The organism is Propionispora hippei DSM 15287, from assembly GCF_900141835.1.
GTDB classification, from domain to species: domain Bacteria; phylum Bacillota; class Negativicutes; order Propionisporales; family Propionisporaceae; genus Propionispora; species Propionispora hippei.
In genome coordinates this window covers 37,310-50,025 of record NZ_FQZD01000007.1, presented here as the reverse complement: position 1 = coordinate 50,025, position 12,716 = coordinate 37,310, and the positions used below count along the sequence as shown (strand labels likewise).

9 protein-coding genes are annotated in these 12,716 nt (G+C 48.5%); 3 read left to right on the top strand and 6 right to left on the bottom strand.

The window, feature by feature from the left end; genetic code table 11:
- Positions 1-95 precede the first annotated feature (95 nt).
- Positions 96-851 carry a class I SAM-dependent methyltransferase gene (locus F3H20_RS04780; protein ID WP_149733814.1) on the bottom strand — a complete coding sequence of 252 codons (756 nt, stop codon included), beginning with the start codon at positions 849-851 and terminating at the stop codon, positions 96-98.
- 95 nt (positions 852-946) lie between these two features.
- On the bottom strand, positions 947-1,915 hold the full coding sequence (locus F3H20_RS04775) for an AraC family transcriptional regulator (RefSeq protein WP_223191619.1): 969 nt from the start codon (positions 1,913-1,915) through the stop codon (positions 947-949).
- A 267-nt stretch (positions 1,916-2,182) separates the two neighbouring features.
- Here F3H20_RS04775 and F3H20_RS04770 point away from each other — a divergent pair, with 267 nt between their 5' ends.
- Both F3H20_RS04770 and F3H20_RS04765 read left to right on the top strand, forming a co-directional pair.
- Entirely contained in the window at positions 2,183-3,178 is a 996-nt protein-coding gene (locus F3H20_RS04770) for an aldo/keto reductase (RefSeq protein WP_149733813.1), read from the top strand.
- 166 nt (positions 3,179-3,344) lie between these two features.
- Entirely contained in the window at positions 3,345-4,490 is a 1,146-nt protein-coding gene (locus tag F3H20_RS04765; RefSeq protein WP_149733812.1) for an aldo/keto reductase, read from the top strand.
- A 91-nt stretch (positions 4,491-4,581) separates the two neighbouring features.
- Here the strand turns inward: F3H20_RS04765 and F3H20_RS04760 are convergent, their stop codons facing one another.
- Positions 4,582-5,472 (bottom strand): helix-turn-helix domain-containing protein, encoded by an 891-nt coding sequence (locus F3H20_RS04760; RefSeq protein WP_149733811.1) that lies wholly within the window; start codon positions 5,470-5,472, stop codon positions 4,582-4,584.
- A gap of 72 nt (positions 5,473-5,544) precedes the next feature.
- Positions 5,545-6,780 (bottom strand): beta-ketoacyl-ACP synthase II, encoded by a 1,236-nt coding sequence (gene fabF, locus F3H20_RS04755; protein WP_149733810.1) that lies wholly within the window; start codon positions 6,778-6,780, stop codon positions 5,545-5,547.
- Positions 6,781-7,100: 320 nt separating this feature from the next.
- Between fabF and F3H20_RS04750 the strand changes: the two genes are divergently transcribed.
- Entirely contained in the window at positions 7,101-7,748 is a 648-nt protein-coding gene (locus F3H20_RS04750; protein WP_149733809.1) for a CatB-related O-acetyltransferase, read from the top strand.
- 102 nt (positions 7,749-7,850) lie between these two features.
- Here the strand turns inward: F3H20_RS04750 and F3H20_RS04745 are convergent, their stop codons facing one another.
- A complete protein-coding gene (locus F3H20_RS04745) occupies positions 7,851-9,536 on the bottom strand; it encodes a methyl-accepting chemotaxis protein (protein ID WP_149733808.1) in 1,686 nt (561 codons plus the stop codon).
- A 604-nt stretch (positions 9,537-10,140) separates the two neighbouring features.
- A complete protein-coding gene (locus F3H20_RS04740; RefSeq protein WP_149733807.1) occupies positions 10,141-12,543 on the bottom strand; it encodes a bifunctional diguanylate cyclase/phosphodiesterase in 2,403 nt (800 codons plus the stop codon).
- Positions 12,544-12,716 lie beyond the last annotated feature (173 nt).

The window sequence follows — 12,716 nt, the reverse complement described above, 5'->3', positions numbered from 1 at the left end:
TATTCATTTTTTATTTTTATCTATTTACTTATACCATTGCCGGCCGCGTACCGGCCTACCTCATCCGGAAGCGACAGGAGAAACCACCGGCCTTCCTATACCTCGCCAACATAACTTCGCGTAAGACTAGGCACACGCAAATAACCGGATTTACTGTATTTTTGAAATAACCGGGTAAGGTCAAAAATATATGGCTCATAGCTTTCTGTTCCCTGTTTGGGTGCATAGGATGCCGACAGGTTGCGGCCGATAAAGCTGGCTTCATCAAGAATTGAGTCATTGCTAAACACTTTATATTCGCAAGTGCCACCTTTAAAAAAATCACCGTATTGTTCCGGGTTTGCCTCCCTCATTCCACCGGAAACCCCCTCGAAGCCCGGACAATATTTTCGGTTTATTTCAATGGTTTCCCTGGTCAATTCACTTTCATTACCCCGGCTGTTCCATACCAAAATTACTTTGCCTTTTTCTCTTACTATTCTTTTGCATTCCATTCTGAATTTTTCCCTGTCAAACCAATGAAAAGCCTGGGCAACGGTAACAAAGTCAATGCTGGCAGCTTTTAATCCCGTTCTTTCAGCCGGTGCATGTATCGATACAAAATTCCGGTAGCGGGCCAGCTCACTCTCGGCTGTTTTTCGCATATCCTCATTGGGCTCGACTCCATAGACAAAACTGTGTTGCCTTAGCATAAGTCTGGTGAATATTCCTGTACCGGAACCAATATCCGCAATAATACTATCTTTAGTCAAACCAACCTGCGAATATAAATATTCAATAAAATCAGCCGGATATGACGGCCGGTACTTTGCGTAAAGGTTGGCTCTTCCGGTAAATCTATCTTCGTTCATGTTATATCTCCTGTCTTAATCGTTTTTTTGCCTGACTTATTTTGCAAATTCCACTCCCCTTGCAAAAGCTTTATCACAAGCATACTAGTAGCCGTTTACTTATTGCCGGCTTCTCCGGCATCAGGGGTTTCTCGCACAGCTTTCATATCCTTTAGCGGCGGCAAGCCAAACAGACGCCGGTATTCCCGGGTAAACTGCGACGGACTTTCATAGCCGACTTCCAGCGCCGCGCCGGTTGCATCCAGGGAACCGCTCAGCATGAGACGACGCGCCTCCTGAAGACGCAGTTGCTTTTGATACTGCAGGGGTCCCATCGTGGTGATAGCTTTAAATTTATGATGTAGTCCGGACACACTCATATTGCTTAATTTTGCAAGTTCTTCCACAGTAAAAGGCTGCGAGAAATTTTCCTTAATCCAGGCTATGGCCCGGCCGATTCCGTCGGCTTGCTGATCATAAAGCGCCTGTTGAAGAAATAGGTGTCCATAGTCGCCTGACGGTAAATGAAACATCATTTCCCGTTTGATAAGCGCAGATAAAAAAGGAGCTTCCCTTGGTTTACCAAGCAGCTTCAGCAATCGTACAAATATGTCCAGCAGTTCTGTATCGGCTCTTCCAATGAAGGCTGCTGTGCCGAGCATTTTATCCTTGGATTTAACGTTAATCTCAGCCTCCATCACCACCGAAGCGATTTCTTTGGTAGTAAAATCGATACGCAAACCGATATAGGGTGTCGCTTCGGTTGCGCCAATCACTCGCCCCGATGCCGGTATATCTATGATGGAGGCAAGATAATCGCCTGCGTGGTAAGCAAGGATATCCTGTCCAAGGTGGAGTTCCTTTTCACCCTGCAGAATGAGGCAAAATGAGGGAGTTAGAACACTGGGGATCAGTGGGGCCTGATAGCTGCGCCGGTAAATGGAAAGATAGGGAATCGGCGTGCCGGTGGTTCCTTCGGCCCCGGTAATCCTCTCGGTCATCGCGATAATCTGCTCCAGCAGTTTGCGGTGAATGGAAACCATCTCACCGAAGACCGCTGCGGGGTGCTGTTGCTGCTTCTCCACGTGTGTTCCCTGCCCTTCGCTAGATAATTCTTTAGTTGCCGTACATCCTGGCGGCGGCCGCTCTAACGCTTCTTAATACATACTACCATCGTAGCATGGTGCAGCATGTGCGGCAACACAAACCAGCTCATTTTGCAGTTTTAGGCAAGTATTAAGCAGTAACGGTCTATTTCCTTTTATTCTTTCAAGCAATACTATTCTTATAGCAGGTAACACAGCTTATTTTATATATACGCTTCTAAATAATTAACCGGGAGGACAATACCTATGACTTTACCCAAACGCAAACTTGGCTGTCAGGGACTGGAGGTCTCAGCTATCGGGCTTGGCTGTATGGGCATGAGCCAGTCCTATGGTGCGGCGGATGAAAAAGAATCCATTGCCACTTTGCATCATGCCGTTGAGCTGGGCTGCAACTTCTTTGATACGGCCGAAGGTTACGGCCCCTTTACCAATGAGGAACTGCTCGGCCGGGCTTTCCAGAACCGGCGCGATCAGGTAATCATTGCCACAAAGTTTGGTTTCCGTTTTGAAAACGGCAAACAGGCAGGCGCGGAAAGAGACAGCCGGCCGGCTCATATCCGGACAGCCGTAGAAGGTTCACTGCGCCGGCTCAACACCGACTATATCGACCTGCTTTATCAGCATCGTGTCGATCCTGCCATTCCGATCGAGGAAGTGGCCGGCACGGTCGGCGATCTGATCAGGGAGGGAAAAGTACGCTTCTGGGGTCTCTCCGAGGCCGGAGTCGCAAACATCCGGCGCGCCCATGCTGTCCAGCCGCTCTCTGCCTTGCAGAGCGAATACTCACTCTGGGAACGGAATCTGGAAGCCGACATCATCCCGGTTCTGCGTGAACTAAGCATCGGTCTGGTCCCTTTTTGTCCCCTTGGCCGGGGCTTTCTGACCGGCCAGGTCCGGCGCGCCGAAGAATATCCGGCAGATGATACCAGACGCAGTGACCCCCGCTATCAAGGTGACAATTATGATGCCAATCGGAAAGCCGCACAGAAAGTACAGGAAATCGCCGCAATTAAACACGTAACACCCGGTCAGATTGCTCTTGCCTGGCTGCTGCATAAAGACGGCCATATTGTACCCATCCCCGGGACAAAGCGGCTAAACTACCTAAAAGAGAATGTGGCTGCCGCCAGTGTTCGCCTTGATGCCTCAGAACTCAAACTACTGGACGATGCCTTGGCTCCGGAAAAAGTATCCGGGAAACGGTATCCCGATTGGGTTATGGCGACCATTGACCGTTAAAGGACTATAAATTTATCACGAAGGCACCCTCCAGACTAAGTGGCAATACATTTTTGCCAAAGAACCGCTGCTGCCGTGAACCTGCCATAGCGTAAGAAGTTCCTAATTAACAGGCATCTTACCGCTGGTTCTGAGACATAAAAAATACAAGAACGGGGAGGAACCTATGGAATACGCACTGTATGGAAAAACAGGACTGCAAGTATCCAAACTGGGCTTGGGCTGTATGCGGTTTCCGCAAGACGAAGCGGAAGCCATCCATATGGTCCATTATGCCATCGACCAAGGTATCAACTATTTGGACAGCGCTTATGTCTATAAAGACAGTGAGGTCATTACCGGGAAAGCGCTAAAAAACGGCTACCGGGATAAAGTCTATCTTGCCACCAAAAGCCCTATCTGGAACATCACAAAACATGAGGACTTTGAAAAATATCTGGACGAACAATTGCTACGTCTGGGGACCGATCATATCGACGTCTACCTGCTGCATAATCTGTTCCTCGCCAACTGGGAAAAAGTACAGCGCTATGATGGACTGACCTTCCTTGATAACATGATAGCAAAAGGGAAAATCCTGCATAAAGCCTTCTCGATTCACAGCACAACGGCAGCTTTTAAAGAAATCGTTGATTCCTTCGACTGGGAGATGGCCCAGATTCAGCTCAACATTCTGGACGAATATCAGCAGGTCGGCATTGAGGGGGTACGGTATGCCGCCCAAAAGGGTCTGGCCACCGTCATTATGGAACCGCTGCGCGGAGGAAATCTGCTGAGTAACGCCCCCCGGGAGGTTCACGCTCTGATCGACGCTTACCCTCAGAAACGGTCGCTTGCCGCATGGTGCTTCCGTTGGCTGTACAACATGCCGGAGGTATCGCTCATTCTAAGCGGCACCAGCAATCTCGACCAGTTGAAAGACAATTTGAATATCTTTGCTGCTGCCAAACCTAATGCTATGTCGGAAGAAGATCAAAAACTAATAACTAAAATCAGAGAAGCCTTCGAAGCAAAAAACAGCATCGGCTGCACAGGCTGCCAGTACTGCATGCCCTGTCCCCAGGGCGTGAGTATTCCCGAACTGTTTAAACTCTATAACAACTATCAGCTTGTAAAGCCTCACCCGATCGACCAGTTTTTTTATCAGGGAACCCTGCTGCCTTCCGGTCATGGCGCAGACCGGTGCATCGCTTGCGGTCTTTGTACACAACACTGCCCACAGGAGCTGAAGATTCCTGATTTGCTGGAACAAGTTCATGGAGAATTAAATGAAGACTGGCAGAAAAACGTTCCGACGCTTGTAAGAAAGTAATTGAATCCATCCCGTCGCTCAAGCTCCACAGTTACTTTAAAGGCAAAACCGCCACTTGCTGCACAGCAAGTGGCGGTTTTATTTGCCAGATCTACATTTTATTGGCATCCACGATGGGTTGATAAATGTCCAATTCACAATAATCATCTTTGGCTAAACTGGAATCAATATATTCAAACCGGAACTTATCGGCAAAGGTAAAGCCGGATTTTATAATCCATTTGGAATACATGTGGACCAGCAGCCGGCCAACTTGCCGGCCATTGATTTCATCGGGACGGAAAAAACCAACAAAACGAAAGACGACATACTTATGCGCCGGAATGGCGACACCCATCATTCCTTCCGGAATCTGATCCAGATTCTGCACCTGTACGGAAGGCATGTAAAATATATAGCCATTCTCGCTGTCCTTCCAGTCGGTGTAGCCGAAGTATACATGAGGATTTATTGGATTTGTTACTTGCTGCCGGTGATGATAGAAAAAATCCCTTCCATACGCGTTAGCAACCTTGTCCCCCGATTTACTCATAATTTTATGTTCCATGCCGACAAGGAAAAACTTTTGCCTAAAAATAAATGACGGCTTATAAATAATGGAATTATCCAGCGACAGGATGTCATTCATGTTGAGCCGTTCCTTAATGGGGATGGACATTTGTTCCGACCGTACTTTCAAAGGCGTATGGCCAAATCTCTTGCGGAAGGCTCTGATATAAGACTGTTCATAATCAAAGCCATAATCCAAAGCGATATCAATAATTCTCATATGGGTATTGGTAAGTTCATCAATACTGGCGGAGAGTTTCCGCGCTTGGACATATTCCATCAGCGACTCTCCCGTCAGTGATTTAAACATCCGGTGCAAATGATATTTCGATATCCTGCAGTGAGCGGCAATGTCATCCAGGGAAAACTTATTATGCAGGTTGTTCTCAATATAGGCTATGCATTCTGCTATCGTGTCTTTTAAATCAATCATGTTTCACCTCCGGACCGCCGTCATCTGACTCTTATTGATAAACTACCGTCAAATAGCCTGCGCTGCCGTCGACTATTGGTAATGTTTTAGAACCAATACCGCATTGTGCCCGCCGAAGCCAAAAGAATTGGTCAGGGCATGAGTAATATCAGCCTGCCTGCCAAGATTAGGTAGATAATTCAAGTCGCACTCCTCATCCGGATTGGCATAGTTGATCGTCGGCGGTAAAAAACCCTCTTTTAGCGCATAGGCGGTAAGCATCGTTTCAATAGCGCCGGTGGCGCCTAATAAGTGGCCGGTCATCGATTTTGTGGAGCTCACGGCTAATTGATAGGCATACTCCCCAAATACAGCCTTTATCGCGGCAGTCTCGGTCTTGTCGTTCAGGCCGGTGGAGGTTCCATGAGCGTTAATATATTGAATATCGCTTGGCCTAAGCCCTGCATCGGTTAAGGCCAGTTGCATACACCGGGCGGCGCCTTCCCCGTCAGGAGGAGTTGCGGTCATATGATAGGCATCGTTTGTGCAGCCATAACCCACGATTTCGGCAATAATATCTGCGCCCCGGTTCAGGGCATGGTTAAGTTCTTCGAGAATGACCACTCCGGCACCTTCTCCTATCACAAATCCATCCCGCTCCGAATCAAAGGGTCTGCAGGCACTGTTGGGATCAGGGTTTGTGGTCATCGCCTTATTGGCACAAAAGCCTGCCAGCGCCAGCCGGGTAATGGGTGCTTCCGTTCCTCCCGCAATCATAACATCGGCAGCATTTCTCTGGATTGCTTTATAAGCGTCGCCGATTGCGTTGGTCGAGGTTGCACAGGCCGTAGCAACGCACTCGACAAACCCCTTAATGCCAAACTGGATGGCAAGCATTCCGGCGGCCATATTGGGCAGCATCATCGGCACCAAAAACGGACTGACCCGGTCTGCGCCCCGTTCCAATAACATACGATGCTGATTCTCCAGCGTTTCCAAACCGCCGATCCCGGAACCCATGATCAGACCCGTTCTTTCAGAGTTGAGCTTGCCGGCGCTTAACCGCGAGTGTTCCAGGGCCATATGGGTTGCCGCCATGGCATACTGAGAAAAACGGTCCATTCTTTTAGCTGCTTTTTTGTCCATGAACTGTCCTGGATCAAACGCTTTTATTTCTGCAGCCACCTTGGTCGGTAAATCGGTCACATCAATTCTTTCAATCCGGCTTATCCCTGATATGCCTTCTTTAACCGCTTGCCACAGGGCCGCTGCGCCCTGTCCCAAAGAAGTTATAGCACCTGCTCCTGTAATGACTACCCTTTTATTCATATCGTTCCTCCATAATTATTATTATCAAAATTTTTGCTCTTCCCATACCTGATACCTTGTCAACCTTACTCCAGTAAATACTGGCCGTCCATTTTCCCTACTGTTTTAAGACTGACAAAGTACTAACCCTATCAGCAACAGCAATTCGCAACCATCACTAACTTTAGCACGTTTCAACGGATAAAAATGAACAACTATTGCTATAGCCAGGCGAATAGGCATGCATGGAGCAAACTTTTATGCCCATATTATAAAAGGGTTCATCCTGTTTATCTTGAACAATATAGATAAAAGACACAACAGCCAAAGGAGCGATACTTATGCGTCAGCGTCCTGACCCCAACAAACTGTTTCCACGGGAAGGCAACACAAATATGTGCTATATTAAAAATGCCATCCATAATCCCGATATCCTTATCGGCGATTTTACGTTTTATCACGATTCGGTGGACCCTCTGCTATTTGAAAAGCAGAATGTTCTTTATCACTATCCTATTGTCAATCACGACAAACTGATTATCGGCAAGTATTGTTCCATTGCTCATGGCACAAAGTTCATCTTTACCGCCGCTCATCATACCCTCCATTCGTTATCGACCTATCCGTTTGAACTGTTTGACGACTGGAGCCACGCCGGCTTTGTCACCGAAGCCTGGGATAATAAAGGCGATATTGTCATCGGCAACGATGTGTGGATCGGCTATGAGGCCTTCATCATGTCCGGTGTCCAGATCGGTGACGGAGCCATCATTGGTGCCCGGGCCGTGGTAACTAAGGATGTTCCTCCTTATACCGTGGTCGGCGGCATACCGGCCAAACCAATCCGGAAACGCTATGACGATGCGGTGATTGAAGTATTGCTGCAGGCCAAATGGTGGGACTGGGACCCACAAGTCGTTTCGGACAACGTACGGGCCCTTAAAGACCTGGACCTTGACAAAATTAAAGAAATTGCCAAACTATCCTAACATGTTCCAAGTAGGATTGGCTGCTTTCATGGTGTTCATAACAGCCGAAAAATTCATGAACAAAAGGTTCTGCCTGGTTGGCAGAACCTTTTGTTATATACCCTATATTCGAAAACTGGCTACTGCAGTTTTAAGCTCCTGGGCCAGCTTAGCCAGAGCTTCACTTGAGGAAGCAATTTCCTCCATCGATGCCAGTTGTTCCTCGGTCGCCGCCGATACGCTCTGGGCCTCCTCCGCTGATTGTTTACTAAGTTCATCAATTCGCTTGACAGATCCAACTATATGCTGGCTGCCAGACGCTGTTTGCTGAATGGCTGCTGAAATATCCCTAACTTTACCGGAGACTTGTAATACCAGTTCCGCAATATCCCGGAAGGTATCACCGGCGGCGTCGACCACGGCTGCCCCGGTCTTCACCTCCTGTGTTCCTTCGGCCATAGCAACAACTGCCTGCTCCGTATCTTCTTGAATGGCTCCAATCAAACCGGCGATCTTTTTAGCCGCCTCTTGCGACTGTTCGGCAAGCTTTCTTACCTCCTCGGCCACCACTGCAAAGCCTCGCCCCTGCTCACCGGCCCGGGCCGCTTCAATCGCGGCATTCAACGCCAAGAGATTGGTCTGCCCGGCAATGCCGGCAATGGTATCAACGATTTGACCAATTTCCTGGGACTGTTCTCCTAACTTAGTAATTACCGTGGCCGAGGTGTTAACCGCATTTTCAATCCGGGTCATTTGACTAACCGCCTGGTCCACAGCCACCCCGCCTGATTGCGCCTTATCTGCCGCCTGAGCCGACTGAGCGGCAACCTGATTGGCACTGGCCGCCATCTCTTCCACGCCTGCCGCCATTTGCTGGACAACTGCAGAAGTCTCATCGGAAGCCGCCATCTGTTCACTAGCACCATTGGCTACCTGGGTAATCGAAACAGCTACCTGCTCAGCGGCCTGGGCAGACTGCTGTGCACTGGCGGTTAATTCTTCCGACGAGGCCGCCAGTTGTTCCGTATTCAGATTAATTTGCCGAATCAGCGCCTTAAGCTGGGCTACCATCGTGTTAAACGAGGTTGCCAACTGACCGATTTCATCCCGGCTTTCCACTTTCGCCTGCTGTGTTAGATCACCACCGGCCACTTGCTGCGCCACAACCGCCAGTTGGTTAACCGGACGGGAAATGCTGCGGGCCGCAAACAAACCAATAGCGCCGCCAACCAGAATGCTTAATAGCCCGGCAATAATCGAAGCCATTTCACTGTTATCGGCAGCTGTCACCGACCGCTCCATAGAGTCCTGGATTTGTGCCCGCCGGAAATCCACATACTCTTTCGCCTTATTGCGCAACTGCCGGCCCACATCGGTAAGTTCGCCATTCATCACCTGAAGGGCCGCTGCTTCTTTACCTGCTTGCTTATAGGGAATGACAACGGTTTCAGCTATCTGTGAATATTTTTCATCTAAGGCCATTAATTCACTGAGTATCTTTTTACCTTCTTCCGTACGTGCTACTGCCAACAATTCCTGTTCACTCTTTTTCGCTTCGGCGGTCACCCGAAGATAGTTATCCAGCGAAACTTTATCGCCGGAAATCAGGAATCCACGCAGAGAAGCAAATTTATTTTCAATCTCCCTGGAAACCTCTGCCGTTTGAATCAAACGCGGCATGTCCTCCTGTTTAACCTTATCCAGCAAACTTCCGGCCACGTTGACATTGTACAGTACAAAACCGAAACCGATTGCACCAATTGCCACAACAAACATAAAATACACGAGCATTTTCCCTGCCAGTTTCATATCCAACATCCTTTCCCCTACCTTTAATCAATAAATCGCTTAATCAGTCTACCCATTGTTAAATCCTGTATTTTTTTATTTTACTCATATTTCTTCGCCTACATAAAATTCCTTTCTTCGACAAAATCAGTCTTTTCGTCTAATTAAAAAATAAAGCTTCTCCCAAAACGGTTAATAACCCGTATCGGGAGAAGCTTTATCCAGGATTATATCCAAAGGAGACAGACACCAGTTCCTCGCCTTCATTCTTCTTTCTTCTCTGGGTAACCACTGATTAAATGAACCTGCCGGCCTGGCGAGAGATTTTTTCGTAAGGCAAGGCGAAGAAGACGCACCTATCGAACATAGGTAAGTCGACGACAACGATGCCTTGCGGAAAAAGGACCGTAAAGGAATTGTATTTTCAGAGTTGGTGGACCACTAGTACCTTGTCAATCCTAAAACTGTAAGAATAATGGCGAGGCTATTTTTCGCGAGACAAGGCGGAGGAAGGAGGCACACCGTTAGTATGCCGACTGACGACAACGAAGGCTTGCGGAAAATAGGCCGTCAGTATTCACAGGTTTAGGGTTGATGAGGTACTAGACTGCACAGTGTGGATGAATCAGTGGTTACCTAGCATATTAATAGCCTCTGTTTCACTGACCGGTTTGCTTATGTAGTAACCTTGGATTAGATCACAGCAGTTTTCATTCAGATAGCAAAGCTGCTGCTCCTGCTCTACCCCCTCGGCAACCACCAGCATATCAAAATCGTGGGCCATATGGATAATGGTACTTACGATTTTTGCTTTAGCGGCATCATATAAGATAAGATCAATAAAGGATTTGTCAATTTTTAACGTGTTGACCGGTAAGTTCCATAAATAGGTCAGAGAGGAAAATCCGGTTCCGAAATCGTCCAAAGCAAGCCGAATTCCCATTGACCGCAGCTCATTCAGCTTGCCTCTGGCATCCTCCAGGGAATTCATCAGCAGGCTTTCGGTAATTTCCAGCTCAACCTGACTGGGTTTTATGCCGGTATCCGCCAGAGTATTACGCACCAGGTCAATGAAGTCATCGGCGGCAAGCTGCTTGGCCGATACATTGATGGCGATCATGATATCTTCATGACCGTTCAAAGCCAAACGCCGGGCAAAGCTGCAGGCTTCCCTTAACACCCAGGCTCCGATATCATAGATAAGTCCGCTTTGTTCGGCAATGGGAATGAACGCCGCCGGCGATACCGGGCCGTGCTCCGCGCTGTCCCAGCGCAGCAACGCTTCAAAACCGACAATAGCTCGAGTCCCGGCAGCCACCTGGGGTTGATATTTCAAGGAAAGCTCGCCCCGTTCAATCGCATACCGCAGATTGTTGCGCAGCACCATCTTGGCCAGCGCTTCCTTTTGCATATACGTTTCGTAGAAACTCCAGCCGCTCCGGTCGTTCTTTTTTGCCGCATACATGGCATTATCGGCATTTTTTAATATGTCTTCGGCGGTATAACCATCTTGTGGATAGCAGGCTATGCCAATACTCGCCGACATGGAAAAGCACTCGCCACCGACATCATAGTCAATTCCCAGCTCCCGGACAATTGCCTCTGCAGTGCCGGCAATAGCCGCCCGGTCACGCAAACCGGGCAGAATGACGACAAATTCATCGCCGCCGATACGCGCCACCAGCGCATCACGGCCGGCGGTGGCAACAATCCGCTGTCCGGCTATCACGATAGAAGCATCGCCATAGGAATGGCCCAGCACATCATTCACCGTCTTAAAATCGTCCAAATCGATGAATAAAACGCAGCCTGCCGCTTCTCCCTGGCTGGCCTTTCGCATTTCCTGATCAATCCACTCATTAAAATACAGGCGGTTCGGCAAACCGGTCAGAGCATCCGAATAGGCAATCTCCTGTATTTCCTCCGTCTTCTTCGCCAATTGCCGGTTAGCCTTCTGGAGGCCTTCATTGGCCGCCGCCAGTTCCCCGTTCGTTGCAAAAAGTTCCTGGGTCCGCAGCAGCACCTTGGCTTCCAGGTCCTCGTAGGCCTGGCGCAAAGCCTCCCGGTCACGCCTCTGCTGCGTGATGTATTTAATCAGCAAAATGCCGAATAGAATAATGATTACTGTAGCAACGCCACAGCCCCAGTAATAGACCCCCGCCCGTTGGCTCATGCCGGCCAGAGCTTCCTGCTCGTCAATGCCGACCAAGACCGCCAGAGGATATTCGCTGAACGCACGGTAACTGTAGATACGTTTTATACCGTCCACCTTGCTGTGAGCAATATAATAGCCCGACGTGTTAGTCGTTAAGTGCTTCATGACCACACTGTCACTGATATCCTGTCCTACGTCAGCGTTCTGACCGGCTTGCCTGGCACGGACAATACCGTCAAGACCGACCAGCGTGATGGAAAAGTTACGGCCCAGATCCATCCGTTTATAAAAATCGGTAAAATAAAAAGGATCGACTGAAATCACTACAACGCCGCCAAAACTGCCGTCCGGTCGATCAATTCGCCGGGTCATCTGCAGCGCCCATTTGCCGGAAGACCGGCCCAGTACAGGCTTGCTGATGAACAATTGATCTTCCCGTGAAGCTTTATGCACATAAAAATGTTCCCGATCCTTCAAATTGGAGGGAACAAACGGCACCTGATCACTGGCGGCAAGTTCGCCATTTTCGTCAATAATGCCCATCAGCAAAAAGGGTTGCTGGGCAAAGCGCCCCTCCTGCTTATACCTGGAAATATTAATGCTCCTGCCTTCTGTTGCATACTGATATTTTAAAAACATGGCTGCCTGATCGGCATTTTTAATGGTCCGTAATGTATGTTCCTCAAAAGCGCGCGCCAAATTGGCCGTTTCCCTGACAGCGCTATTAATTTCAAGCTCCCGCTCACTTTCTATTTTGTGCAAAAGGCTGCCCCAGATAAAACATAAAAGAAACACATCAAAAAGGATAATCACTTTTTTTAGATTTTTTAGCGATAAATGGTCAAAAAATTGTTTGGCGTAATTCCAGTTCATAGGACCGGGGCCCCTCCCGTACTTGTTACTTCGTTATTGCAGCATCACATATTGGACTGTTAATATAATTATCCGCTTTGCCGGACTCTCCTTCCCAAACTGAAAATTATTCTTAAATAGTAAACTCTCCGTCAGCCGCTATTGGTCGGCATCTGTAATTTTGCACATACTAA

What these genes read in the sequence shown, in the direction of transcription:
- fabF (WP_149733810.1), bottom strand. Translation starts at nt 6,780, where the DNA reads ATGAATAAAAGGGTAGTCATTACAGGAGCAGGTGCTATAACTTCTTTG.
- F3H20_RS04745 (WP_149733808.1), bottom strand. Translation starts at nt 9,536, where the DNA reads ATGAAACTGGCAGGGAAAATGCTCGTGTATTTTATGTTTGTTGTGGCA.
- F3H20_RS04765 (WP_149733812.1), top strand. Translation starts at nt 3,345, where the DNA reads ATGGAATACGCACTGTATGGAAAAACAGGACTGCAAGTATCCAAACTG.
- F3H20_RS04780 (WP_149733814.1), bottom strand. Translation starts at nt 851, where the DNA reads ATGAACGAAGATAGATTTACCGGAAGAGCCAACCTTTACGCAAAGTAC.
- F3H20_RS04750 (WP_149733809.1), top strand. Translation starts at nt 7,101, where the DNA reads ATGCGTCAGCGTCCTGACCCCAACAAACTGTTTCCACGGGAAGGCAAC.
- F3H20_RS04770 (WP_149733813.1), top strand. Translation starts at nt 2,183, where the DNA reads ATGACTTTACCCAAACGCAAACTTGGCTGTCAGGGACTGGAGGTCTCA.
- F3H20_RS04740 (WP_149733807.1), bottom strand. Translation starts at nt 12,543, where the DNA reads ATGAACTGGAATTACGCCAAACAATTTTTTGACCATTTATCGCTAAAA.
- F3H20_RS04760 (WP_149733811.1), bottom strand. Translation starts at nt 5,472, where the DNA reads ATGATTGATTTAAAAGACACGATAGCAGAATGCATAGCCTATATTGAG.